This window comes from Pseudomonas sp. CFBP 8770, assembly GCF_014841705.1.
Taxonomy (GTDB): domain Bacteria; phylum Pseudomonadota; class Gammaproteobacteria; order Pseudomonadales; family Pseudomonadaceae; genus Aquipseudomonas.
Window position 1 is genome coordinate 486,974 of record NZ_JACYUL010000004.1, and the last position, 23,672, is coordinate 510,645.

Consider the following 23,672-nt stretch of genomic DNA (forward strand, 5'->3'; position numbering starts at 1 on the left):
ATCACTTACCTGCCTGCTGGTTGAGCACAGTTTTCACGCGAGCGATGTCGCGCTTCACTTGCGAGAGCAGGTGAGACTGCCCCAACTGGCCAGTTGCTTTCTGCATGCGCAGATTGAACTGGTCGCGCAGCAAGCCGAGCAGTTGCTCGTTCAGTTGCTGTGCTGATTTTTCACGAAGTTCATTCGCTTTCATCACATCACCGTCCGCTTAACAAAGGAGGTGGCGAGAGGCAGCTTTGCAGCCGCCAAGGCGAAAGCCTCACGCGCCAGCTCTTCGGAAACACCCTCGATTTCATACAGGACTTTGCCTGGCTGAATCTGGGCAACCCAATATTCCACGTTACCCTTACCTTTACCCATACGAACTTCGAGGGGCTTTTTGGAGATAGGCTTGTCCGGAAATACACGGATCCAGATCTTGCCGCCACGTTTTACGTGACGGGTCAGTGCACGACGCGCTGACTCGATCTGACGAGCGGTGAGACGACCACGAGCTACAGACTTCAGCGCATACTCGCCGAAGCTGACTTTGCTACCGCGCTGAGCCAGACCACGGTTGTGGCCAGTCATCTGCTTGCGGAACTTCGTACGCTTAGGTTGCAACATTTGGCGTACCCCTTACTTAGCAGCTTTTTTACGAGGCGCAGGTGCTTGTGGTTTCAGTTCTTCTTGGCGACCACCAATTACTTCGCCTTTGAAAATCCAAACCTTCACACCGATCACACCGTAAGTGGTGTGAGCTTCGTAGTTGGCATAGTCGATGTCGGCACGCAGGGTGTGCAAGGGCACACGACCTTCGCGATACCATTCAGTACGTGCGATTTCAGCACCGCCGAGACGACCGCTCACTTGGATCTTGATGCCTTTGGCACCAATGCGCATGGCGTTCTGTACGGCGCGCTTCATGGCGCGACGGAACATCACACGACGCTCCAGCTGCTGAGCTACGCTCTGCGCAACCAGCATACCGTCGAGCTCCGGCTTGCGGATCTCTTCGATATTGATGTGCACAGGCACACCCATTTGCTTGGTCAGGTCCTGGCGCAGTTTCTCAACATCTTCACCTTTCTTCCCGATAACGATACCAGGACGAGCGGTGTGGATGGTGATACGTGCAGTTTGGGCCGGACGATGGATATCGATACGGCTTACGGACGCGCTTTTTAGTTTGTCTTGGAGATACTCACGCACCTTCAGATCTGCGAACAAGTAGTCCGCATAAGTCCGACCGTCTGCGTACCAGACGGAGGTGTGCTCCTTGACGATTCCCAGGCGAATGCCAATGGGATGTACTTTCTGACCCATCTGATCGACTCCGTTACTTGTCAGCAACCTTGACAGTGATATGGCAAGACCGCTTGACGATGCGATCAGCCCGGCCTTTGGCACGAGGCATGATGCGCTTCAGCGAACGCCCTTCGTTGACGAAAACGGTGCTGACCTTCAGGTCATCAACGTCTGCGCCTTCGTTGTGCTCGGCGTTGGCTACGGCCGACTCCAGCACTTTCTTCATGATTTCCGCGGCTTTTTTACTGCTAAAAGCCAGCAGGTTGAGCGCTTCGCCCACCTTCTTCCCGCGGATCTGGTCGGCGACCAAGCGGGCTTTCTGGGCGGAGATTCGAGCGCCCGACAACTTAGCGGCTACTTCCATTTCCTTACCCCTTAACGCTTGGCTTTCTTGTCAGCCACGTGCCCACGATATGTGCGGGTACCGGCGAACTCGCCCAGTTTGTGGCCGACCATGTCTTCGTTCACGAGAACGGGGACGTGTTGGCGACCGTTGTGTACTGCGATGGTCAGACCGACCATTTGTGGCAGGATCATCGAACGACGCGACCAGGTCTTAACTGGTTTGCGATCGTTCTTTTCCGCCGCCACTTCGATCTTCTTCAGTAGGTGAAGATCAATAAAAGGACCTTTTTTCAGAGAACGTGGCACTGTCGTATCCCTCTATTTACTTGCGACGACGGACGATCATTTTGTCGGTACGCTTATTACCACGAGTCTTCGCGCCCTTAGTCGGGAAGCCCCATGGCGATACCGGATGACGACCACCGGAGGTACGACCTTCACCACCACCATGTGGGTGGTCAACCGGGTTCATGGCAACACCACGAACGGTTGGGCGAACGCCACGCCAGCGTTTGGCACCGGCTTTACCCAGCGAACGCAGGCTGTGCTCGGAGTTCGAGACTTCGCCCAGCGTTGCGCGGCACTCGGACAGCACTTTGCGCATTTCGCCCGAACGCAGGCGCAGGGTCACATAGACACCTTCACGAGCGATCAGCTGAGCCGAAGCACCAGCGGAGCGAGCGATCTGCGCACCTTTGCCAGGCTTCAATTCGATGCCGTGGATGGTGCTACCGACCGGGATGTTGCGCAGCTGCAGCGAGTTGCCTGGCTTGATCGGTGCCAGAGCACCTGCAATCAGCTGGTCGCCAGCGCTCACGCCTTTCGGTGCGAGGATGTAGCGACGCTCGCCGTCTGCGTACAGAACCAGAGCAATGTGAGCAGTACGGTTAGGATCGTATTCAATGCGCTCGACGGTGGCAGTGATGCCATCCTTGTCGTTGCGACGGAAGTCGATCATGCGGTAATGCTGCTTGTGACCACCACCGATGTGACGGGTGGTAATGCGGCCATTGTTGTTACGACCACCAGTCTTCGATTTTTTCTCGAGCAGCGGTGCGTGAGGAGCGCCTTTATGCAGCTCCTGGTTGACCACCTTGACCACGAAACGGCGGCCAGGGGAAGTCGGTTTGCATTTAACGATTGCCATGATGCACCCCTTCCTTACTCAGCACTGCTGCTGAAATCGAGATCTTGGCCTGGCTGAAGGGAGATAACTGCCTTCTTCCAGTCATTACGCTTGCCCAGACCGCGAGCAGTGCGCTTGCTTTTACCCAGTACGTTCAGGGTAGTAACACGCTCTACTTTCACGCTGAACAGGCTTTCGACGGCCTTCTTGATTTCCAGCTTGGTTGCGTCGGTAGCAACCTTGAAAACGAACTGACCTTTCTTGTCTGCCAGAACCGTAGCCTTCTCGGAAACGTGCGGGCCAAGCAGAACTTTAAATACGCGTTCCTGGTTCATCCCAGCAGCTCCTCGAATTTCTTCACGGCCGACACGGTGATCAACACCTTGTCGTATGCGATCAGACTAACTGGGTCGGAACCTTGGACGTCACGTACATCGACGTGCGGCAGGTTGCGAGCAGCCAGGTACAGATTCTCGTCGACGGAGTCCGATACGATCAGAACGTCGGTGAGGCCCATGCCATTCAGCTTGCCCAGCAGGTCTTTGGTTTTCGGTGCTTCGACAGCGAAGTCCTGAACCACGACCAGACGGTCGGTACGCACCAGCTCAGCAAGGATGGAGCGCAGTGCTGCGCGATACATCTTCTTGTTCAGCTTCTGGGTGTGATCCTGAGGACGAGCTGCGAAAGTGGTACCACCGCCACGCCAGATTGGGCTACGGATAGTACCGGCACGAGCACGGCCGGTACCCTTCTGACGCCAAGGGCGCTTACCGCCACCACGAACGTCGGAACGGGTCTTTTGCTGCTTGCTGCCCTGACGACCGCCAGCCATGTAGGCCACGACTGCCTGGTGCACCAGCGTCTCGTTGAACTCGCCGCCGAAAGTCAGTTCGGAAACTTCGATCGCCTGAGCGTCATTTACATTTAATTGCATTTTCGCTTCCCCTTAACCGCGAGCCTTGGCTGCCGGACGCACAACCAGGTTGCCGCCGGTTGCGCCAGGAACAGCACCCTTGACGAGCAGCAGATTGCGTTCAGCGTCGACGCGCACAACTTCCAGGGACTGCACGGTCACGCGCTCAGCGCCCATATGACCGGACATTTTTTTGCCCTTGAATACACGGCCAGGAGTCTGGCACTGGCCGATGGAGCCAGGGACGCGGTGGGAAACGGAGTTACCGTGGGTGTTGTCTTGACCGCGGAAGTTCCAACGCTTGATGGTACCGGCAAAGCCTTTACCTTTGGACTGACCGGTAACATCTACCAGTTGGCCCGCTGCGAAGAGTTCAGCATTGATCAAGTCGCCAGCCTGGTACTCGCCTTCTGCAAGACGGAATTCCCAGACGCCACGACCGGCAGCAACGTTCGCCTTGGCGAAGTGACCTGCTTGAGCAGCAGTCACACGCGAAGCACGACGCTCGCCGACAGTGACTTGCACTGCACGATAGCCATCAGTTTCTTCAGTTTTAAACTGGGTGACGCGATTCGGTTCGATCTCAATGACCGTGACCGGAATGGAGACACCTTCTTCGGTGAAAATACGGGTCATACCGCATTTACGACCGACTACACCAATAGTCATGTTGTAAACCTCATGAGTGTACGGGGCTTTCACCCGCTATGGCCGCCCATTTCAGAGCGTTACACGACTAAGACCCAAGTCTTAGCCGAGGCTGATCTGCACTTCCACACCTGCCGCAAGATCAAGCTTCATCAGCGCGTCAACGGTTTTGTCCGTCGGCTGGACGATGTCCAGAACACGCTTATGAGTGCGGATCTCGTACTGGTCGCGCGCGTCTTTGTTGACGTGCGGGGAAACCAGAACGGTGAACCGCTCTTTACGGGTAGGAAGTGGAATTGGACCACGCACCTGAGCACCAGTACGTTTCGCGGTTTCCACGATTTCCTGGGTGGATTGGTCGATCAGGCGATGGTCAAAAGCCTTCAACCTGATACGGATTTGCTGATTTTGCATTGGATTTCAGACTCCGGCTGCTGTTCCCACCGGGCGCAATGCACCCGTTAAAAGGAGGCGCAATTCTATAGACGCGCCCATCGAGTGTCAACCCAATAAAAAAGCCCCCGCTTAGCGGGGGCCCTTTCAAACGATCAACGATTACTCGATGATTTTGGCTACGACGCCAGCGCCGACGGTACGACCGCCTTCACGGATAGCGAAACGCAGACCGTCTTCCATTGCGATGGTCTTGATCAGGGTGACAACCATTTTGATGTTGTCGCCTGGCATTACCATTTCAACGCCTTCCGGCAGTTCGCAGTTACCGGTCACGTCAGTGGTCCGGAAGTAGAACTGTGGACGGTAGCCTTTGAAGAACGGAGTGTGACGACCGCCTTCTTCCTTGCTCAGTACGTAGACTTCAGCTTCGAACTTGGTGTGCGGCTTGACCGAACCCGGCTTGACCAGAACCTGGCCACGCTCGACGTCGTCACGCTTGGTGCCGCGCAGCAGCACGCCACAGTTCTCGCCAGCACGACCTTCGTCCAGCAGCTTGCGGAACATTTCAACGCCGGTGCAGGTGGTGACGGTGGTGTCACGCAGACCTACGATTTCCAGCGCATCCTGAACCTTGACGATACCGCGCTCGATACGACCGGTAACAACAGTACCGCGACCGGAGATCGAGAACACGTCTTCGATTGGCATCAGGAATGGCTTGTCGATGACACGAACTGGATCTGGGATGTAGCTGTCCAGAGTCTCAACCAGTTTACGAACCGAGCTGGTGCCCATTTCGTTGTCGTCTTTGCCTTCCAGCGCCATACGAGCCGAACCGATGATGATCGGAGTGTCGTCGCCTGGGAAGTCGTAGGTCGACAGCAGGTCACGAACTTCCATCTCTACCAGTTCCAGCAGCTCAGCGTCGTCTACCAGGTCGGCCTTGTTCAGGTAAACCACGATGTACGGAACGCCAACCTGGCGGGACAGCAGGATGTGCTCACGGGTTTGTGGCATCGGACCATCAGCGGCCGAGCAAACCAGAATCGCGCCGTCCATCTGCGCAGCACCGGTGATCATGTTCTTCACATAGTCAGCGTGACCTGGGCAGTCAACGTGAGCGTAGTGACGGATCAGCGAGTTGTATTCAACGTGCGCGGTGTTGATGGTGATACCACGAGCTTTTTCTTCTGGAGCGCTGTCGATCTTGTCGAAGTCGACGATTGCGGAACCGAAAACTTCGGAGCAAACGCGAGTCAGAGCAGCAGTCAGAGTGGTTTTACCGTGGTCAACGTGACCAATGGTGCCAACGTTGACGTGCGGTAGGGAACGATCAAATTTTTCTTTAGCCACGACAATTAACTCCTTGCCTAAAGGACTGAATCAGCCTTGTTTTTTGGATACAGTTTCAGCGATGTGCGCCGGAGCTGTGTTGTATTTTTTGAATTCCATAGAGTAGCTTGCGCGACCCTGGGACATGGAGCGAACGTCGGTCGCATAACCGAACATCTCACCCAACGGAACCTCGGCGCGAATCACTTTGCCGGAAACCGTATCTTCCATACCCAAGATCATGCCGCGACGACGGTTAAGGTCGCCCATGACATCACCCATGTAGTCTTCAGGTGTAACAACTTCTACCGCCATGATCGGCTCAAGCAACTCACCACCGCCCTTCTGGGCCAGTTGCTTGGTTGCCATGGAGGCAGCGACCTTGAACGCCATCTCGTTGGAGTCGACGTCGTGGTAGGAACCGTCGAAAACGGTCGCTTTCAGGCCGATCAGCGGATAGCCGGCAACAACACCGTTCTTCATCTGCTCTTCGATACCCTTCTGAATCGCCGGGATGTATTCCTTGGGAACCACACCACCGACGACTTCGTTCACGAATTGCAGACCTTCCTGACCTTCGTCAGCAGGAGCAAAACGGATCCAGCAGTGACCAAACTGACCACGACCGCCGGACTGACGAACGAACTTGCCTTCGATTTCACAGTTCTTCGTGATGCGCTCACGATAGGAAACCTGAGGCTTACCGATGTTGGCTTCGACGTTGAACTCACGGCGCATCCGGTCAACCAGGATGTCCAGGTGCAGCTCGCCCATGCCGGAGATGATCGTCTGACCAGTCTCTTCATCGGTTTTAACACGGAAAGATGGATCTTCCTGAGCAAGCTTGCCCAGAGCAATACCCATTTTTTCCTGGTCATCCTTGGTCTTGGGCTCTACGGCAACCGAAATAACCGGCTCCGGGAAGTCCATCCGAACGAGGATGATCGGCTTGTCACCGTTGCACAAGGTTTCACCAGTGGTGACGTCCTTCATGCCGATCAAGGCCGCGATGTCGCCAGCGCGCACTTCCTTGATCTCTTCGCGGGCGTTGGCGTGCATCTGCACCATACGACCCACGCGCTCTTTCTTGCCTTTGACCGAGTTGATCACGCCGTCGCCGGAGTTCAACACGCCCGAGTAGACACGGACGAAGGTCAAGGTACCCACGAATGGGTCAGTGGCAATTTTGAATGCCAGAGCGGAAAACGGTTCTGCGTCGTCTGCATGACGCTCCAGCTCGATGGTCTCGTCATCAGGGTCAGTACCCTTGATGGCAGGAATATCGACCGGGGCCGGCAGGTAGTCGATCACAGCATCGAGAACCAGGGGAACGCCCTTGTTCTTGAACGAGGAACCGCAAACAGCCAAGACGATCTCGCCAGCGATGGTACGCTGACGCAGAGCAGCCTTGATTTCGTCGTTGGTGAGTTCTTCACCTTCGAGGTACTTGTTCATCAGTTCTTCGTTGGCTTCAGCCGCAGCTTCGACCATGTTGTTGCGCCATTCGTCAGCCAGCTCCTGCAACTCGGCAGGGATGGGCTTGCGAACAGGAACCATGCCTTTGTCAGCATCGTTCCAGTAGACAGCTTCCATGGCCAACAGATCGATCTGACCCTGGAAATTGTCTTCGGAACCGATAGCCAGCTGGATAGGTACCGGAGTGTGACCCAAACGCTGCTTGATCTGACCGATCACACGCAGGAAGTTCGCGCCAGCACGGTCCATCTTGTTTACGTAAACAAGACGAGGAACACCGTACTTGTTGGCTTGACGCCATACGGTTTCCGACTGCGGCTCTACACCCGAGGTACCACAGAACACAACGACAGCGCCGTCGAGTACGCGCAGGGAACGTTCAACTTCAATGGTGAAGTCTACGTGGCCCGGGGTATCGATTACGTTGAAGCGATGCTCGTCCTTGTACTGCTTCTCGGAGCCCTTCCAGAAGGCGGTGATAGCAGCAGAAGTGATGGTAATACCACGCTCCTGCTCCTGAACCATCCAGTCTGTGGTCGCGGCGCCATCATGCACCTCGCCCATCTTGTGGCTTTTGCCGGTGTAAAAAAGGACGCGCTCGGTGGTCGTGGTTTTACCAGCGTCCACGTGAGCAACGATACCAATGTTACGGTAGCGGTTAATCGGTGTAGTACGAGCCATAAAGCCCTCGCAAAATTAGTGATGCTGAATTTAGAAGCGGTAGTGCGAGAACGCTTTGTTGGCTTCAGCCATACGGTGAACGTCTTCACGCTTCTTAACTGCAGCACCTTTGCCTTCGGCAGCGTCCAGCAGTTCGCCGGCCAAGCGCAGAGCCATCGACTTTTCACCGCGCTTGCGCGCGAAGTCTACCAGCCAGCGCATTGCCAGGGCGTTACGACGGGACGGACGAACTTCGACCGGAACCTGGTAAGTAGCACCGCCTACACGGCGCGACTTCACTTCGACCAGCGGAGCGATGGCGTCGAGAGCTTTCTCGAAGATTTCCAGGGGGTCGCTGTTCTTGCGTTCTTTAACCTTGTCCAGCGCGCCATAAACGATACGCTCGGCAACGGCTTTCTTGCCGCTTTCCATCACGTGGTTCATGAACTTGGCCAGGATCTGGCTGCCGTATTTTGGATCGTCAAGCACTTCGCGCTTGGCTGCTACGCGTCTTCTTGGCATGGATAAGCCCTCAAACGGTCTTCAGGTTAGCTCGGGACAGGCCCGACCTTACTCTTATCGACTCAGAAAAATAGATAACTGCAGTGTGCAAACGCCGATTACTTCGGACGCTTGGTACCGTACTTCGAACGACCTTGGTTACGACCTTTGACGCCGGAGGTATCCAGGGAGCCGCGAACGGTGTGATAACGAACACCTGGCAAGTCTTTTACACGACCGCCGCGGATCAGTACCACGCTGTGCTCCTGCAGGTTGTGGCCTTCACCGCCGATGTACGAGGAAACCTCGAAACCGTTGGTCAGGCGCACGCGGCATACTTTACGCAGTGCCGAGTTAGGTTTTTTCGGCGTGGTGGTGTACACACGGGTACACACGCCACGACGTTGCGGGCAGTTCTGCAGCGCAGGCACGTCGGATTTCTCGACGATACGCTTGCGCGGCTGACGTACCAGCTGGTTGATAGTTGCCATCTACTAGCTCCACTGTTGTCTTGCGACGCTATTGTCTTGCAAGAAAAGCAAAAATGGCAGGAATCAATCCCGCCAAATTTAGGGGTACAAGAGTCTAAAGAGGATCTCGTCCCCAGTCAAGACAAGGCCCCGGCCTCCCCTGCCAACTCCGCTGCGACATTTTGTGTCGTTGCGGAGTTGGCAAGGGCTACCAGGGCCCCGTCATCACTACCGCTGGTCTCAATTACCGCTTGAGTTCAGCGCTTCGGTCAACGCAGCTTCCACTTCACTGGCGCTGACGCGAGTCGGTTTGTCGAGTTCACGGCGACGCTTGCGCTCGCTGTGATACGCCAGACCGGTACCAGCCGGGATCAGACGACCCACGACCACGTTCTCTTTCAGGCCGCGCAGGTAGTCGCGCTTGCCGGTGACTGCCGCTTCGGTCAGCACTCGGGTGGTTTCCTGGAAGGAAGCCGCCGAGATGAACGATTCGGTGGACAACGACGCCTTGGTGATACCCAGCAGCACGCGAGTGAATTTCGAAACGAATTTCTCGTCCGCACTCAGTCGCTCGTTTTCACCCAGTACATGGGTCAACTCCATCTGGTCGCCCTTGATGAAGCTGCTGTCGCCGGACTCGGAGATTTCAACCTTGCGCAGCATCTGACGAAGAATCGTCTCGATGTGCTTGTCGTTGATCTTCACGCCCTGCAGACGGTACACGTCTTGAATCTCGTTGACGATGTACTTGGCCAGCGCACTCACACCCAGCAAACGCAGGATATCGTGCGGATCGCTCGGACCGTCGGAGATGACTTCGCCGCGGTTCACTTGTTCGCCTTCGAAGACGTTCAGGTGACGCCACTTCGGAATTAGCTCTTCATACGGATCGGTGCCGTCGTTCGGCGTAATGACCAAGCGGCGCTTGCCTTTGGTTTCCTTGCCGAAAGCGATGGTACCGCTGACTTCCGCCAGGATCGAAGCTTCCTTCGGACGACGCGCTTCGAACAAGTCGGCAACACGCGGCAGACCACCGGTGATGTCGCGAGTCTTCGAAGTTTCCTGTGGAATACGGGCGATAACGTCACCCACACCCACTTGCGCACCATCCGCCACGCCGACCAGGGCGTTGGCTGGCAGGAAGTACTGGGCCGGTACGTCGGTACCTGGCAACAGCAGATCCTTGCCGTCGACACCAACCATCTTAACGGCTGGGCGAATTTCCTTGCCCGCAGCTGGACGGTCCTTGGCATCGAGCACTTCGATGTTGGTCAGGCCGGTCAATTCGTCTGTCTGACGCTTGATCGTGATGCCTTCTTCCATGCCCACGTAGGTCACGGTACCTTTCATCTCGGTAACGATAGGGTGAGTGTGCGGGTCCCACTTGGCCACGATAGCGCCAGCGTCGACCTTGTCGCCTTCCTTCACCGAAATCACTGCACCGTATGGCAGCTTGTAACGTTCGCGCTCACGACCGAACTCGTCGGCGATCGCCAACTCGCCCGAACGCGATACTGCAACCAGGTTGCCGTCCAGACGCTCGACGTGCTTGAGGTTATGCAGGCGGACAGTACCGCCGTTCTTCACCTGGACGCTGTCGGCCGCCGAGGTCCGGCTTGCCGCACCACCGATGTGGAACGTACGCATGGTCAGCTGGGTACCCGGCTCACCGATGGACTGGGCGGCGATAACGCCGACCGCTTCACCGATGTTCACCTGGTGACCGCGAGCCAGATCACGGCCGTAGCACTTGGCGCAGATACCGTAACGGGTTTCGCAGCTGATCGGCGAACGCACGATGACTTCGTCGATGCTGTTGAGCTCGATGAATTCAACCCACTTCTCGTCCACCAGCGTACCGCCTGGAACGATCACCTCGTCGGTGCCAGGCTTGAACACGTCGCGGGCGATCACTCGACCCAGAACGCGCTCACCCAACGGCTCGACGACGTCACCGCCTTCGATGTGCGGCGTCATCAGCAGGCCGTGCTCGGTACCGCAGTCGACTTCAGTAACGACCAGATCCTGTGCAACGTCAACCAGACGGCGAGTCAGATAACCGGAGTTAGCTGTCTTCAACGCGGTATCCGCCAGACCCTTACGAGCACCGTGAGTCGAGATGAAGTACTGAAGTACGCTCAAGCCTTCACGGAAGTTCGCGGTAATCGGCGTCTCGATGATCGAGCCGTCCGGCTTGGCCATCAGGCCACGCATACCGGCCAGCTGGCGAATCTGAGCAGCCGAACCCCGAGCACCGGAGTCAGCCATCATGTACATCGAGTTGAACGATTCCTGGTCCACTTCGTTGCCATGACGATCGATGACCTTCTCTTTCGAGAGGTTCGACATCATTGCCTTGGACACTTCGTCGTTGGCCTTGGACCAAAGGTCGATCACCTTGTTGTACTTCTCGCCCTGGGTTACCAGGCCGGAAGCATACTGGCTCTCGATCTCTTTCACTTCGTCGGTCGCGGTACCGATGATGCGAGCTTTCTCATCCGGGATAACGAAGTCGTTAACACCGATGGAAACACCCGAGATCGTCGAATAGGCGAAACCGGTGTACATCAACTGGTCAGCGAAGATCACAGTCTCTTTCAGACCAACCACGCGATAGCACTGGTTGATCAGCTTGGAGATTGCCTTCTTCTTCATCGGCAAGTTGACGACGTCGAACGACAGGCCCTTCGGCACAACCTGGAACAGTAGCGCACGGCCGACAGTAGTGTCGACGATACGGGTACCGCTCACGCTGCCGCCGTCACGATCGTTCACGGTTTCGTTGATACGAACCTTGATCTTGGCGTGCAGAGCTGCTTCGCCGGCGCGGAATACGCGGTCCACTTCCTGCAGGTCGGCGAAAATCCGGCCTTCGCCTTTGGCGTTGATCGCTTCGCGGGTCATGTAGTACAGACCCAGTACAACGTCCTGCGATGGAACGATGATCGGCTCACCGTTGGCTGGCGACAGGATGTTGTTGGTCGACATCATCAGCGCACGGGCTTCGAGCTGGGCTTCCAGGGTCAACGGTACGTGGACCGCCATCTGGTCGCCGTCGAAGTCGGCGTTGTACGCAGCACAGACCAGAGGGTGCAGCTGGATAGCCTTGCCTTCGATCAGTACTGGTTCAAACGCCTGGATACCCAGACGGTGAAGGGTCGGTGCACGGTTGAGCAGCACGGGGTGTTCGCGAATCACTTCGGCGAGAACGTCCCATACTTCCGGCAGCTCGCGCTCGACCATCTTCTTGGCGGCCTTGATGGTGGTCGCCAGACCACGCATTTCCAGCTTGCCGAAAATGAACGGCTTGAACAGTTCCAGAGCCATCTTCTTCGGAAGACCACACTGGTGGAGGCGCAGGGTCGGGCCTACGGTAATAACCGAACGACCCGAGTAGTCGACGCGCTTGCCGAGCAGGTTCTGACGGAAACGACCCTGCTTACCCTTGATCATGTCAGCCAGGGATTTCAGAGGACGCTTGTTCGAACCGGTAATGGCACGACCGCGGCGACCGTTGTCGAGCAGTGCATCCACAGCTTCCTGCAGCATGCGCTTTTCGTTGCGCACGATGATATCGGGAGCCGACAGATCCAGCAGGCGCTTCAAACGGTTGTTGCGGTTGATCACTCGACGATACAGATCGTTGAGGTCGGAAGTCGCAAAGCGACCGCCATCCAGCGGAACCAGTGGACGCAGGTCTGGCGGCAGAACCGGCAGAACGGTCAACACCATCCACTCAGGCAGGTTGCCGGAGCCCTGGAAGGCCTCCATCAACTTCAGGCGCTTGGACAGCTTCTTGATCTTGGTTTCCGAGTTGGTCTGCGGAATCTCTTCGCGCAGGCGGCCAATCTCGTGTTCCAGGTCAATGGCGTGCAGCAGCTCACGAACGGCTTCGGCACCCATGCGGGCATCGAAATCGTCGCCGAACTCTTCGAGTGCTTCGAAGTACTGCTCGTCGTTCAGCAGCTGGCCCTTTTCAAGGGTGGTCATGCCCGGGTCGATAACGACATAGCTCTCGAAGTAGAGAACGCGTTCGATATCACGCAGTGTCATGTCCATCAGCAGACCGATACGGGACGGCAGCGACTTCAGGAACCAGATGTGGGCGACTGGCGAAGCCAGTTCGATGTGAGCCATGCGCTCGCGGCGAACCTTGGCCAGTGCCACTTCGACGCCGCACTTCTCGCAGATCACGCCACGGTGCTTCAAGCGCTTGTACTTGCCGCACAGGCACTCGTAGTCCTTGACCGGGCCAAAGATCTTGGCGCAGAACAAGCCGTCACGCTCGGGCTTGAACGTACGGTAGTTGATGGTTTCCGGCTTTTTAACTTCACCGAAGGACCACGAACGGATCATCTCAGGCGACGCGAGGCCGATACGGATCGCATCGAACTCTTCGACTTGACCCTGGTTTTTCAGCAAATTCAGTAGGTCTTTCAAGGCCTTTCCTCCTGGCGGAGCAGGGAGTGGACGGTAGACGTCCACTCCCGATTCGCGTCACGTGTTATTCGGTTTCCAGATCGATGTCGATACCCAGAGAACGAATCTCTTTGATCAGCACGTTGAAGGACTCGGGCATGCCCGGCTCCATACGGTGATCGCCGTCCACGATGTTCTTGTACATCTTGGTACGGCCGTTCACATCGTCCGACTTAACTGTGAGCATTTCTTGCAGGGTGTATGCCGCGCCGTATGCTTCCAGCGCCCACACTTCCATCTCCCCGAAACGCTGACCACCGAACTGCGCCTTGCCACCCAGCGGCTGCTGGGTAACCAGGCTGTAGGAACCAGTGGAACGCGCGTGCATCTTGTCGTCCACCAAGTGGTTCAGCTTCAGCATGTACATGTAGCCAACGGTGACCGGGCGCTCGAACTTGTTGCCGGTACGTCCGTCGAACAGCTGCATCTGGCCGCTCTCCGGCATGTCTGCCAGTTTCAGCATGGCCTTGATTTCGCTTTCCTTGGCGCCGTCGAACACCGGGGTGGCCATTGGAACGCCGCCCTTGAGATTCTTCGCCAGATCCAGGATTTCCTGATCGGAGAAGGTTTCCAGCTGCTCTTGACGACCACCGATCTCGTTGTAGATCTCGGTCAGGAACTTGCGCAGATCAGCTACCTTACGCTGCTCTTCGAGCATGGTGTTGATCTTCTCGCCCAGCCCCTTGGCCGCTAGGCCCAGGTGGGTTTCGAGAATCTGACCAACGTTCATGCGCGACGGTACACCCAGAGGGTTGAGTACCACGTCCACCGGCGTACCGTTGGCGTCGTGCGGCATGTCCTCGACAGGCATGATCACCGAGACCACACCCTTGTTACCGTGACGACCGGCCATCTTGTCACCCGGCTGGATGCGACGGCGGATGGCCAGGTAGACCTTGACGATCTTCAGCACGCCCGGAGCCAAGTCATCGCCTTGCTGCAGCTTGCGCTTCTTGTCTTCGAACTTGTCGTCCAGCAGACGGCGACGATCGACGATATAGGCCTGGGCCTTCTCGAGCTGCTCGTTCAGCGCGTCTTCGGCCATGCGCAGTTTGAACCACTGGCCATGTTCCAGGCCGTCGAGGACCTCGTGGGTGACCTCGGTGCCTTTCTTCAGGCCAGCACCGCCTTCGACGATCTGCCCCATCAGAGCCGAGCGCAGACGTTCGAAGGTTGCGCCTTCGACGATGCGGAACTCTTCGTTCAGGTCCTTGCGGATTTCGTCCAGCTGGCTCTTCTCGATCGACAGTGCACGAGCATCACGCTCGACACCGTCACGGGTGAAGACCTGTACGTCGATGACGGTACCCTTGGTGCCGGTAGGCACGCGCAGGGAAGTGTCCTTAACGTCGCTGGCCTTCTCGCCGAAGATCGCACGCAGCAGTTTTTCTTCCGGAGTCAGCTGGGTCTCGCCTTTCGGAGTGACCTTGCCGACCAGGATGTCGCCGGCGCCGACTTCAGCACCTACGTAAACGATACCGGCTTCGTCCAGCTTGTTCAGCGCCGCTTCACCCACGTTCGGGATGTCGGCAGTGATTTCCTCTGGGCCAAGCTTGGTGTCACGGGCCACGCAGGTCAGTTCCTGGATGTGGATCGTGGTGAAGCGGTCTTCCTGAACCACACGCTCGGACAGGCAGATGGAGTCTTCGAAGTTGAAGCCGTTCCACGCCATGAACGCAATGCGCATGTTCTGACCCAGCGCCAGTTCACCCATGTCGGTGGACGGGCCGTCGGCCATGATGTCGCTGCGCTGAACCACGTCACCTTTGTTCACCAGCGGACGCTGGTTGATGCAGGTGTTCTGGTTCGAGCGGGTGTATTTGGTCAGGTTGTAGATGTCGACACCGGCTTCGCCAGTCTCGACTTCGTCATCGGCAACCCGGACCACGATACGGCTTGCATCGACGGAGTCGATCACACCACCACGACGAGCCACGACGCAGACGCCGGAGTCACGGGCAACGTTGCGCTCCATGCCGGTACCTACCAGCGGCTTGTCGGCACGCAGGGTCGGTACAGCCTGACGCTGCATGTTCGAACCCATCAACGCACGGTTGGCGTCGTCGTGCTCGAGGAACGGAATCAGCGATGCTGCTACCGAAACAACCTGCTTGGGCGAAACGTCCATCAGGGTGACGTCTTCCGGCGCCTTGACGGTGAATTCGTTCAAGTGACGCACTGCAACCAGCTCGTCGATCAGGACTTTCTTGTCGTTCATCGTGGCCGAGGCCTGAGCGATCACATGATCGGCTTCTTCGATGGCGGACAGGAAAACGATCTCGTCAGTGACCAGAGCGTCCTTCACCACACGGTACGGGCTTTCCAGGAAGCCGTACTGGTTGGTGCGCGCATAGGCCGCCAGAGAGTTGATCAGACCGATGTTCGGACCTTCAGGCGTTTCGATCGGGCACACGCGACCGTAGTGCGTCGGGTGAACGTCACGCACTTCGAAGCCTGCGCGTTCACGGGTCAGGCCACCAGGGCCGAGTGCGGAGACGCGGCGCTTGTGGGTGATCTCGGACAGCGGGTTGTTCTGGTCCATGAACTGCGACAACTGGCTGGAACCGAAGAACTCTTTCACCGCGGCAGCAACGGGCTTGGCGTTGATCAGGTCCTGCGGCATCAAGCCTTCGCTTTCAGCCATCGACAGGCGTTCCTTGACCGCACGCTCGACACGCACCAGGCCTACACGGAACTGGTTCTCGGCCATCTCGCCTACGCAGCGAACACGACGGTTACCCAAGTGGTCGATGTCATCGACGATGCCTTTGCCGTTGCGGATGTCGACCAGGGTCTTCAATACAGCAACGATGTCTTCCTTGCTCAAAACACCCGAACCTTCGATCTCGGTACGACCGATACGACGGTTGAACTTCATCCGGCCGACCGCAGACAGGTCATAGCGCTCGGGGCTGAAGAACAGGTTGTTGAACAGGGTCTCGGCAGCATCCTTGGTTGGAGGCTCGCCTGGACGCATCATGCGGTAGATTTCCACCAGCGCTTCAAGCTGGTTGCCCGTGGAGTCGATCTTCAAGGTATCGGAGATGAACGGACCACAGTCGATATCGTTGGTATACAACGTTTCGATGCGAACGACCTGCGCCTTGGCGATCTTGAGCAGAAGGTCGGTGGTCAGCTCGGTGTTGCACTCGCACAGGATCTCGCCAGTCGCCGGATGCACGATGGCCTTGGCCGTGGTGCGACCCAAAACGTAGTCCAGCGGGACTTCCAACTGCTTGATGTTGGCTTTTTCGATCTGGTTGATGTGTCGGGCAGTGATACGACGGCCTTGCTCGACAATGACCTTGCCTTTCTCGTCGAGGATATCGAGAACGGCGATTTCACCGCGCAGGCGCTGGGGCACCAGTTCCAGGCTGAGCAGTTCGCCCTGCACGTGGAATACGTTGGTGGTGTAGAACGCATCCAGGACTTGCTCGGTGCTGTAGCCCAGAGCGCGCAGCAGTACCGAGGCAGGCAGCTTGCGACGACGGTCGATACGGACGAATACACAGTCTTTCGGATCGAATTCGAAGTCCAGCCAGGAGCCACGGTAAGGAATGATACGGGCCGAATAGAGCAGCTTGCCCGAGCTGTGCGTCTTGCCACGGTCGTGGTCGAAGAACACACCAGGCGAACGGTGCAGCTGGGAAACGATGACGCGCTCGGTACCGTTGATTACGAAGGTACCGTTCTCGGTCATCAGGGGGATTTCCCCCATGTAGACTTCCTGCTCCTTGATGTCCTTGATCGCTTTGTTCGACGATTCTTTGTCGAAAATGATCAGGCGCACTTTCACGCGCAGCGGCACAGCGTAGGTCACGCCACGCAGTACGCACTCTTTGACGTCAAAGGCCGGTTCGCCCAGACGATAACCAACGTACTCCAGAGCAGCGTTGCCGGAGTAGCTGATGATCGGGAAAACGGATTTGAAGGCCGCATGCAGACCGACATCACGGAACTGGTCCTTGGTCGCGCCCGCCTGCAAGAATTCGCGATACGAATCCAGCTGGATAGCCAAGAGGTACGGTACGTCCATGACGTCCGGCAACTTGCTAAAGTCCTTGCGGATACGTTTTTTCTCAGTATATGAGTAAGCCATCAGCGTTCCCCAGCTTGGTCACCTGCTTGTGGCTTCTCCCGACGGGAGCAGCCAGAAAATCGTGCAAACCCCGTGGTTTGCGCCACCCTCGGGTGGTTACAGCGCGTTGCCGGCGTCGACCTGATCGACTGCCAGTAACGGAAAAAGGCCGGTGGCATGAGCCACCAGCCATCAGCCTTTCGCTTGACGCTCGGGCTGGAGACGCAAGGTCGATGCTTACTTCAGCTCGACTTTGGCGCCTGCTTCTTCCAGCGTTGCTTTGGCTTTGTCGGCTGCGTCTTTGGCAACAGCTTCCAGAACCATGGCAGGAGCGCCGTCAACTACAGCCTTGGCTTCTTTCAGGCCCAGACCGGTCAGTTCACGAACTGCCTTGATCACGTTTACTTTCTTCTCGCCAGCTTCCAGCAGCATGACGTTGAATTCGGTTTGCTCTTCAGCAACAACTGCAGCAGCAGCTGGGCCAGCAGAAGCAGCGGCAGCAGAAACGCCGAATTTTTCTTCGAAAGCTTTGATCAGCTCAACAACCTGCAGAACCGACATTTCAGCTACGGCGTTGAGGATATCGTCTTGGGAGATAGACATTGCTGTATTTCCTGAATTGGGGGACGGCCTACACGGCCATCGAAATAAACAAAAAAGCGCGAGAGAAAATGCTCAGCCTCAGGCTGCAGCAGCTTCTTTTTGCTCGCGAACTGCGGCCAGAGTACGAGCCAGCTTGCTGGTAGCGCCTTGAATCACGCTCATCAGCTGCGAAATGGCTTCGTTACGGGTCGGCAGTGTTGCCAGTACGTCGATTTGGTTAGCTGCGAGGAACTTGCCCTCGAACGCAGCTGCCTTGATCTCGAACTTGTCCTGACCCTTGGCGAATTCCTTGAACAAGCGAGCAGCAGCACCCGGGTGTTCGGTGGAAAATGCGATCAGGGTCGGGCCGGTGAACACGTCGTTAAGGACACTGTATTCAGTGTCGGCAACAGCGCGCTTGAGCAGGGTGTTACGTACGACACGTACGTATACGCCAGCTTCACGAGCCTCTTTACGGAGTCCGGTCATAGCGCCTACTGTCACACCACGGGCATCAGCCACGACAGCGGACAGAGCAGCTTTGGCAGCCTCGTTGACTTCAGCGACGATGGCCTTCTTGTCTTCGAGATTAATTGCCACGGGTTTAACTCCTGCTTGTTACCGTTTCATCTGGCCGAAGCCGGATGTCGTTTTGGTGTCTGATTCGGTAAGGAACCGGGAGCACCATCTGCGTAGGCTTGAGGTTTAAGGCTTGCGCCGCCTACGGTCTTGGATAGCCCCCGCCAGGCAGGGACCCCAATTTTTCAGCCAATGGCACGGTCACCCGCGCCACCGACAAAGTCTTACGCGTCCAGCGAGCCTTGGTCGATGACCAGACCTGGGCCCATGGTGGTGCTCAGGGTGACGCGCTTGACGTAGATACCTTTCGAGGAAGCCGGCTTGATACGCTTGAGATCGGCGATCAGGGCTTCAACGTTTTCCTTCAGCTTGACGGCGTCGAAACCGACCTTGCCAACGGAGGTGTGGATGATGCCGTTCTTGTCGGTGCGGTAGCGAACCTGACCAGCCTTGGCATTCTTGACGGCGTTGGCGACGTCTGGCGTCACGGTACCGACTTTCGGGTTAGGCATCAGGCCACGTGGACCGAGGATCTGACCCAACTGACCAACAACGCGCATGGCATCCGGGGATGCGATGACGACGTCATAGTTCAGGTCGCCGCCTTTCATTTCGGCAGCCAGGTCGTCCATGCCCACGCGGTCTGCGCCGGCAGCCAGGGCGGCTTCGGCAGCAGGACCCTGGGTGAACACGGCAACCCGTACGGTCTTGCCAGTGCCGTGCGGCAGCACAGTAGCGCTACGTACGACCTGGTCGGATTTACGTGGGTCAACGCCCAGGTTCACAGCCACGTCAACGGATTCGCTGAACTTGACGGTAGACAGTTCGGTCAGCAGCGCAGCTGCGTCTTCGAAGTTGTACAACTTGCCTGCTTCGATCTTGGAAGCAATAGCTTTTTGGCGCTTGGTCAGCTTAGCCATTACACACCCTCCACGTTGAGGCCCATGGAGCGAGCAGAACCGGCGATGGTACGCACGGCTGCTTCCATGTCAGCGGCAGTCAGGTCCGCATTCTTGGCTTTTGCGATATCTTCGAGCTGAGCGCGAGTCACGGTACCGACTTTGACGGTGTTCGGACGAGCCGAGCCGCTGGTCAGACCGGCTGCTTTCTTCAGCAATACCGAAGCAGGGGTGCTTTTGGTCTCGAAGGTGAAGCTGCGGTCACTGTATACAGTGATGATTACAGGAGTCGGCAGGCCGGCTTCTTGACCCTGGGTACGGGCGTTGAAGGCCTTGCAGAATTCCATGATGTTCACGCCGTGCTGGCCCAGAGCCGGGCCGACGGGCGGGCTAGGGTTGGCCTGGCCGGCCTTTACTTGCAGCTTGATGTAAGCCGTGATTTTCTTAGCCATGAGCTACTCCACTATTGGGTACGAGCGCCTTTCGGCTCCCCAGTTGCTTGCGTTTTATCCCAGTGACGACAAAACCCCGCAGCTTACGCCTGCGGGGTATGGGATCCGTTTCCAATCAGACCTTTTCGACCTGACTGAACTCGAGCTCTACCGGAGTAGAGCGACCGAAAATGAGCACCGCGACCTGGATCCGGCTCTTTTCGTAATTGACTTCTTCGACGGTACCGTTGAAATCCGCGAAAGGACCATCGGTTACGCGAACCACTTCGCCCGGCTCGAACAGCGTCTTTGGCTTGGGCTTGTCGCTACCATCAGCAACGCGACGCAGGATAGCTTCAGCTTCCTTGTCGGTGATCGGAGCCGGCTTATCTGCCGTGCCGCCGATGAAACCCATGACCCGAGGCGTGTCCTTGACCAAGTGCCAAGTACCTTCGTTCATGTCCATCTGCACCAGCACATAGCCTGGAAAGAACTTGCGTTCGCTTTTACGCTTTTGGCCATTTCGCATCTCGACCACTTCTTCAGTGGGGACGAGAATTTCGCCAAAACCGTCTTCCATACCAGCCAGCTTTACACGCTCGATCAAAGAGCGCATAACATGCTTCTCGTAACCCGAGTAAGCATGCACAACGTACCAACGCTTAGCCACGGGACACCCTTAGCCAACAATCAAGGAAACAAGCCAGCCGAGCAGGGAATCGAGCCCCCACAACAGCAACGCCATGACCAGAACGACCGCGACTACGATCAGCGTGGTCTGTGTGGTCTCTTGGCGAGTCGGCCAAACGACTTTACGTATTTCGGTGCGCGCTTCCTTAGCCAGGATGAAGAACGACTTGCCTTTGGCAGTCTGCAGTGCCACATAGGCGGCCACAGCGGCAATGGCTAGAAGCGCAAGCACCCGGTACAGGATCGGCGACGCGGAGTAGTACTGATTACCAACCACGCCAACCACAACCAAAGCGATAACAACGAGCCACTTCAGCAGATCGAAACGAGATTCTGGGGCTTCAGCCTTGGGAGTCATCTAGGAGGATCCTGTGAAAAGAAAGCCAGACACACCGAGTGAATCTGGCAGGTCAGGAGGGAATCGAACCCCCAACCTACGGTTTTGGAGACCGTCGCTCTGCCAATTGAGCTACTGACCTAAAACAAATCAGGCCGAACATTATGCCGACCCGGGAAAGCTATTTCAACACCTGATTGGACCGGCATGTTACACAGGGACACATCAATCACCCCTGGCACAGACCTCACAACCCAAGATGCCAACAGCAGAGATGCGTGACACCCACAGGAGCGACACACATCTACCATTAAAACAAAGGCAGATATTTTCATATCTGCCTTGCAAAAATGGAGCTCTTGAGCGGATTTGAACCGCTGACCTCACCCTTACCAAGGGTGTGCTCTACCAACTGAGCTACAAGAGCTTGAAACCATGCACAAACAGCAAACTTGGAGCGGGTAGCGGGAATCGAACCCGCATCATCAGCTTGGAAGGCTGAGGTTCTACCACTAAACTATACCCGCGGAGCTTGCAGCTCACGCTAAAAATGGTGGAGGGAGAAGGATTCGAACCTTCGAAGTCGTAGACGTCAGATTTACAGTCTGATCCCTTTGGCCGCTCGGGAACCCCTCCTTAACGTGGCGGCATTTTACGCTATGCCACCTCACTGTCAAGCTTTTTCTCATTAAAATCTTGAGGTTAGCTACATCGACAGCGGTTTCACAGCGCCGGGCTTTCGCACCATCGCTGTGAAGCGGGCGCCATTCTATGCAAACCGTCCGTACCTGGCAATACCCCAGCTCAGATTATTTTATGTTTTAAGTCATTGAATTCATTGAGACCGAACGTATGCCTTGTCACCACTGGTGGTTCGCTCATCGCACGATCGGGCAAATACGCCAAGTGCTGCCTATGGAGAATGCTCAGCGCTGGGTTTCAGGCTTTTCGTTCAGCAGCTGGATGTGGTGCCGCTCACCTTTGTAGGTAGAGAGAGGGGCCAGCTCCTTGGGACGCACGGGAAGCTCCTGGTGGTGCCAGCCGGCGTAGAACACGTTGAGAACCAACAGCAGTAGTACAAGCCAGCGCATTGTCACCCCTCCCTCGAATCACACGCAGCGGGCGCCCTGCTGTCTTCTACAAGACGCAGGCTGAGCTCTCCACCACTGAACACTTGATCGATGCCATCTACACAAAGCCGCAGGCCGCCTTGTCCATCTATTCCCAGCACCCGGCCTTCAATGGCCTTCGACCCGGCACTGAGGACAACAGCCCTGCCCTGCCAAGCATGCAGCCCCTCCCACTCCTCACGCAACTGCTCGAACCCCGACAGTGCGTGACGCTCCAGGTGACTGCGAAGCTGAGCATTGAGCTCGACTACCAACTCATTGCGATCAACCAGGCTCATCCGCTGCAGGCGTACGGAAGTCCAGGGTCGATCCACCGCCGTGTTCTGCCTCATGTTCACGTTGATACCAATACCGATGACTACATGACATACATCACTGGGATCGCCAACCAGCTCCAGCAGTATCCCTGCGAGCTTCTTTTCTCCCACCAGAATATCGTTTGGCCATTTGAGCCTCGCCTCGCCTACGCCCTGCGCATGCAGCGCTCGGACCACCGCAAGTCCCACCACAAGGCTCAAGCCTTCCAGGCGAGCCATGCCCCCCTCGATACGCAGCGCCAGGCTGTAGTAGAGATTTTGCGCATACGGACTCACCCATGGCCTGCCCCGCCGCCCTCTACCTGCGGTTTGCCGCTCTGCCAGGATCAACAGCGGCATCTGGCATGCGTCAGCGACGGCGCGCAATGCTTCGGCATTGGTGGAGTCGACGCTATGCATGACACGCAGCTCCCAGCCCGCAGGGGCGCTTGCCGCGAGTACCTCGCTGGACAGCACGGAGACAGGATCGGCCAGGCGATAGCCTTTTCCGCGCACCTTGTGCACCTCGATGTCCAGCTCCGCCTGCAGCTGCTGCAGTTGTTTCCACACAGCACTGCGACTGACCCCCAAGGCCTCGCCCAACGCTTCGCCCGAGTGAAAATGACCGTCTTTCAGTAGATCCAGCAATGATGACATAGCGAACTCGCCGTCTCGGTAGGGCGCAATGATAGCGATGGCAGAGACTGATTTGAAACGCTAAAAAGACAAAACCCCTACCTGCTCGCGCAGATAGGGGTTTCGGAATTGAATCTTGACGATGACCTACTCTCACATGGGGAAACCCCACACTACCATCGGCGATGCATCGTTTCACTGCTGAGTTCGGGATGGGATCAGGTGGTTCCAATGCTCTATGGTCGTCAAGAAATTCTGTAGCCAGGATGCCCTTTGGGAGGCACTCCAGCGAATCGGGTATGTGATGTTTATGGGTTGTCTTGCTGCGAACTTTCGGTTCGTGTCATCTCCACAGTCACCGCAATCTGGTCGTTCGACGCA

General features: G+C 56.8%; 24 protein-coding genes, 4 tRNA genes and 1 rRNA gene. All 29 read right to left on the reverse strand.

The window, feature by feature from the left end; all coding sequences use genetic code 11:
• Position 1: 1 nt before the first annotated feature.
• The 29 genes from rpmC to rrf all read right to left on the reverse strand — a co-directional run bounded on the left by rpmC (position 2) and on the right by rrf (position 23,541).
• Complete coding sequence (gene rpmC, locus IFT98_RS12000; protein ID WP_002555481.1) at positions 2 to 193, reverse strand: 50S ribosomal protein L29; 192 nt, start codon at positions 191 to 193, stop codon at positions 2 to 4.
• Positions 193 to 606 carry a 50S ribosomal protein L16 gene (gene rplP / locus IFT98_RS12005; RefSeq protein WP_122475651.1) on the reverse strand — a complete coding sequence of 138 codons (414 nt, stop codon included), beginning with the start codon at positions 604 to 606 and terminating at the stop codon, positions 193 to 195. The genes rpmC and rplP overlap by 1 nt, the downstream gene beginning before the upstream one ends.
• A 12-nt stretch (positions 607 to 618) precedes the next feature.
• Complete coding sequence (gene rpsC, locus IFT98_RS12010; protein WP_003176422.1) at positions 619 to 1,305, reverse strand: 30S ribosomal protein S3; 687 nt, start codon at positions 1,303 to 1,305, stop codon at positions 619 to 621.
• Positions 1,306 to 1,318: 13 nt separating this feature from the next.
• On the reverse strand, positions 1,319 to 1,651 hold the full coding sequence (rplV, locus tag IFT98_RS12015; protein ID WP_003103908.1) for a 50S ribosomal protein L22: 333 nt from the start codon (positions 1,649 to 1,651) through the stop codon (positions 1,319 to 1,321).
• A gap of 11 nt (positions 1,652 to 1,662) precedes the next feature.
• Positions 1,663 to 1,938: a 30S ribosomal protein S19 gene (rpsS, locus tag IFT98_RS12020; protein ID WP_002555486.1), complete on the reverse strand. Its 276-nt coding sequence runs from the start codon at positions 1,936 to 1,938 to the stop codon at positions 1,663 to 1,665.
• Between the two features lie 16 nt (positions 1,939 to 1,954).
• Positions 1,955 to 2,779, reverse strand: a complete 825-nt coding sequence (gene rplB, locus IFT98_RS12025) for a 50S ribosomal protein L2 (RefSeq protein WP_122475653.1) — start codon at positions 2,777 to 2,779, stop codon at positions 1,955 to 1,957.
• A 14-nt stretch (positions 2,780 to 2,793) separates the two neighbouring features.
• Positions 2,794 to 3,093, reverse strand: coding sequence for a 50S ribosomal protein L23 (rplW, locus tag IFT98_RS12030; RefSeq protein ID WP_002555488.1), 300 nt, complete (start codon positions 3,091 to 3,093; stop codon positions 2,794 to 2,796).
• Positions 3,090 to 3,692 (reverse strand): 50S ribosomal protein L4, encoded by a 603-nt coding sequence (rplD, locus tag IFT98_RS12035; RefSeq protein WP_043192522.1) that lies wholly within the window; start codon positions 3,690 to 3,692, stop codon positions 3,090 to 3,092. Before rplD ends, rplW begins: the two co-directional genes overlap by 4 nt.
• A 12-nt stretch (positions 3,693 to 3,704) precedes the next feature.
• Positions 3,705 to 4,340, reverse strand: a complete 636-nt coding sequence (rplC, locus tag IFT98_RS12040; protein ID WP_043192521.1) for a 50S ribosomal protein L3 — start codon at positions 4,338 to 4,340, stop codon at positions 3,705 to 3,707.
• An 81-nt stretch (positions 4,341 to 4,421) separates the two neighbouring features.
• Complete coding sequence (gene rpsJ / locus IFT98_RS12045; RefSeq protein ID WP_003186070.1) at positions 4,422 to 4,733, reverse strand: 30S ribosomal protein S10; 312 nt, start codon at positions 4,731 to 4,733, stop codon at positions 4,422 to 4,424.
• Between the two features lie 141 nt (positions 4,734 to 4,874).
• A complete protein-coding gene (gene tuf / locus IFT98_RS12050) occupies positions 4,875 to 6,068 on the reverse strand; it encodes an elongation factor Tu (protein ID WP_192048844.1) in 1,194 nt (397 codons plus the stop codon).
• Positions 6,069 to 6,098: 30 nt separating this feature from the next.
• Positions 6,099 to 8,204, reverse strand: coding sequence for an elongation factor G (gene fusA, locus IFT98_RS12055; RefSeq protein WP_122475656.1), 2,106 nt, complete (start codon positions 8,202 to 8,204; stop codon positions 6,099 to 6,101).
• Between the two features lie 30 nt (positions 8,205 to 8,234).
• Positions 8,235 to 8,705 (reverse strand): 30S ribosomal protein S7, encoded by a 471-nt coding sequence (rpsG, locus tag IFT98_RS12060; RefSeq protein ID WP_010490886.1) that lies wholly within the window; start codon positions 8,703 to 8,705, stop codon positions 8,235 to 8,237.
• Positions 8,706 to 8,803: 98 nt separating this feature from the next.
• Positions 8,804 to 9,175 carry a 30S ribosomal protein S12 gene (gene rpsL, locus IFT98_RS12065; protein ID WP_003186084.1) on the reverse strand — a complete coding sequence of 124 codons (372 nt, stop codon included), beginning with the start codon at positions 9,173 to 9,175 and terminating at the stop codon, positions 8,804 to 8,806.
• Positions 9,176 to 9,394: 219 nt separating this feature from the next.
• Positions 9,395 to 13,594, reverse strand: a complete 4,200-nt coding sequence (gene rpoC / locus IFT98_RS12070; protein WP_122714969.1) for a DNA-directed RNA polymerase subunit beta' — start codon at positions 13,592 to 13,594, stop codon at positions 9,395 to 9,397.
• A gap of 64 nt (positions 13,595 to 13,658) precedes the next feature.
• On the reverse strand, positions 13,659 to 17,732 hold the full coding sequence (gene rpoB, locus IFT98_RS12075) for a DNA-directed RNA polymerase subunit beta (protein ID WP_122795498.1): 4,074 nt from the start codon (positions 17,730 to 17,732) through the stop codon (positions 13,659 to 13,661).
• A gap of 216 nt (positions 17,733 to 17,948) precedes the next feature.
• Positions 17,949 to 18,314, reverse strand: a complete 366-nt coding sequence (gene rplL / locus IFT98_RS12080) for a 50S ribosomal protein L7/L12 (protein WP_122475662.1) — start codon at positions 18,312 to 18,314, stop codon at positions 17,949 to 17,951.
• 78 nt (positions 18,315 to 18,392) lie between these two features.
• Complete coding sequence (gene rplJ / locus IFT98_RS12085; protein WP_122475664.1) at positions 18,393 to 18,893, reverse strand: 50S ribosomal protein L10; 501 nt, start codon at positions 18,891 to 18,893, stop codon at positions 18,393 to 18,395.
• A 203-nt stretch (positions 18,894 to 19,096) separates the two neighbouring features.
• Positions 19,097 to 19,792: a 50S ribosomal protein L1 gene (gene rplA, locus IFT98_RS12090; RefSeq protein ID WP_043192511.1), complete on the reverse strand. Its 696-nt coding sequence runs from the start codon at positions 19,790 to 19,792 to the stop codon at positions 19,097 to 19,099.
• On the reverse strand, positions 19,792 to 20,223 hold the full coding sequence (gene rplK, locus IFT98_RS12095) for a 50S ribosomal protein L11 (protein ID WP_043192510.1): 432 nt from the start codon (positions 20,221 to 20,223) through the stop codon (positions 19,792 to 19,794). The genes rplA and rplK overlap by 1 nt, the downstream gene beginning before the upstream one ends.
• Before the next feature lie 115 nt (positions 20,224 to 20,338).
• Positions 20,339 to 20,872, reverse strand: a complete 534-nt coding sequence (gene nusG / locus IFT98_RS12100) for a transcription termination/antitermination protein NusG (protein ID WP_010443972.1) — start codon at positions 20,870 to 20,872, stop codon at positions 20,339 to 20,341.
• Positions 20,873 to 20,881: 9 nt separating this feature from the next.
• Entirely contained in the window at positions 20,882 to 21,250 is a 369-nt protein-coding gene (gene secE / locus IFT98_RS12105; RefSeq protein WP_122475668.1) for a preprotein translocase subunit SecE, read from the reverse strand.
• Positions 21,251 to 21,295: 45 nt separating this feature from the next.
• A tRNA-Trp gene (locus IFT98_RS12110) sits at positions 21,296 to 21,371 on the reverse strand.
• Positions 21,372 to 21,580: 209 nt separating this feature from the next.
• A tRNA-Thr gene (locus IFT98_RS12115) sits at positions 21,581 to 21,656 on the reverse strand.
• Between the two features lie 26 nt (positions 21,657 to 21,682).
• Positions 21,683 to 21,756 (reverse strand) — tRNA-Gly (locus IFT98_RS12120).
• Between the two features lie 24 nt (positions 21,757 to 21,780).
• Positions 21,781 to 21,865: transfer RNA gene (locus tag IFT98_RS12125), tRNA-Tyr, on the reverse strand.
• A 290-nt stretch (positions 21,866 to 22,155) separates the two neighbouring features.
• Entirely contained in the window at positions 22,156 to 22,320 is a 165-nt protein-coding gene (locus IFT98_RS12130) for a hypothetical protein (RefSeq protein ID WP_185795443.1), read from the reverse strand.
• A 2-nt stretch (positions 22,321 to 22,322) separates the two neighbouring features.
• The gene (gene birA / locus IFT98_RS12135; RefSeq protein WP_192048846.1) at positions 22,323 to 23,312 is read right to left on the reverse strand and encodes a bifunctional biotin--[acetyl-CoA-carboxylase] ligase/biotin operon repressor BirA; all 990 of its coding nucleotides are present in this window, start codon (positions 23,310 to 23,312) and stop codon (positions 22,323 to 22,325) included.
• 113 nt (positions 23,313 to 23,425) lie between these two features.
• A 5S ribosomal RNA gene (rrf, locus tag IFT98_RS12140) occupies positions 23,426 to 23,541 on the reverse strand.
• Positions 23,542 to 23,672: the final 131 nt, after the last annotated feature.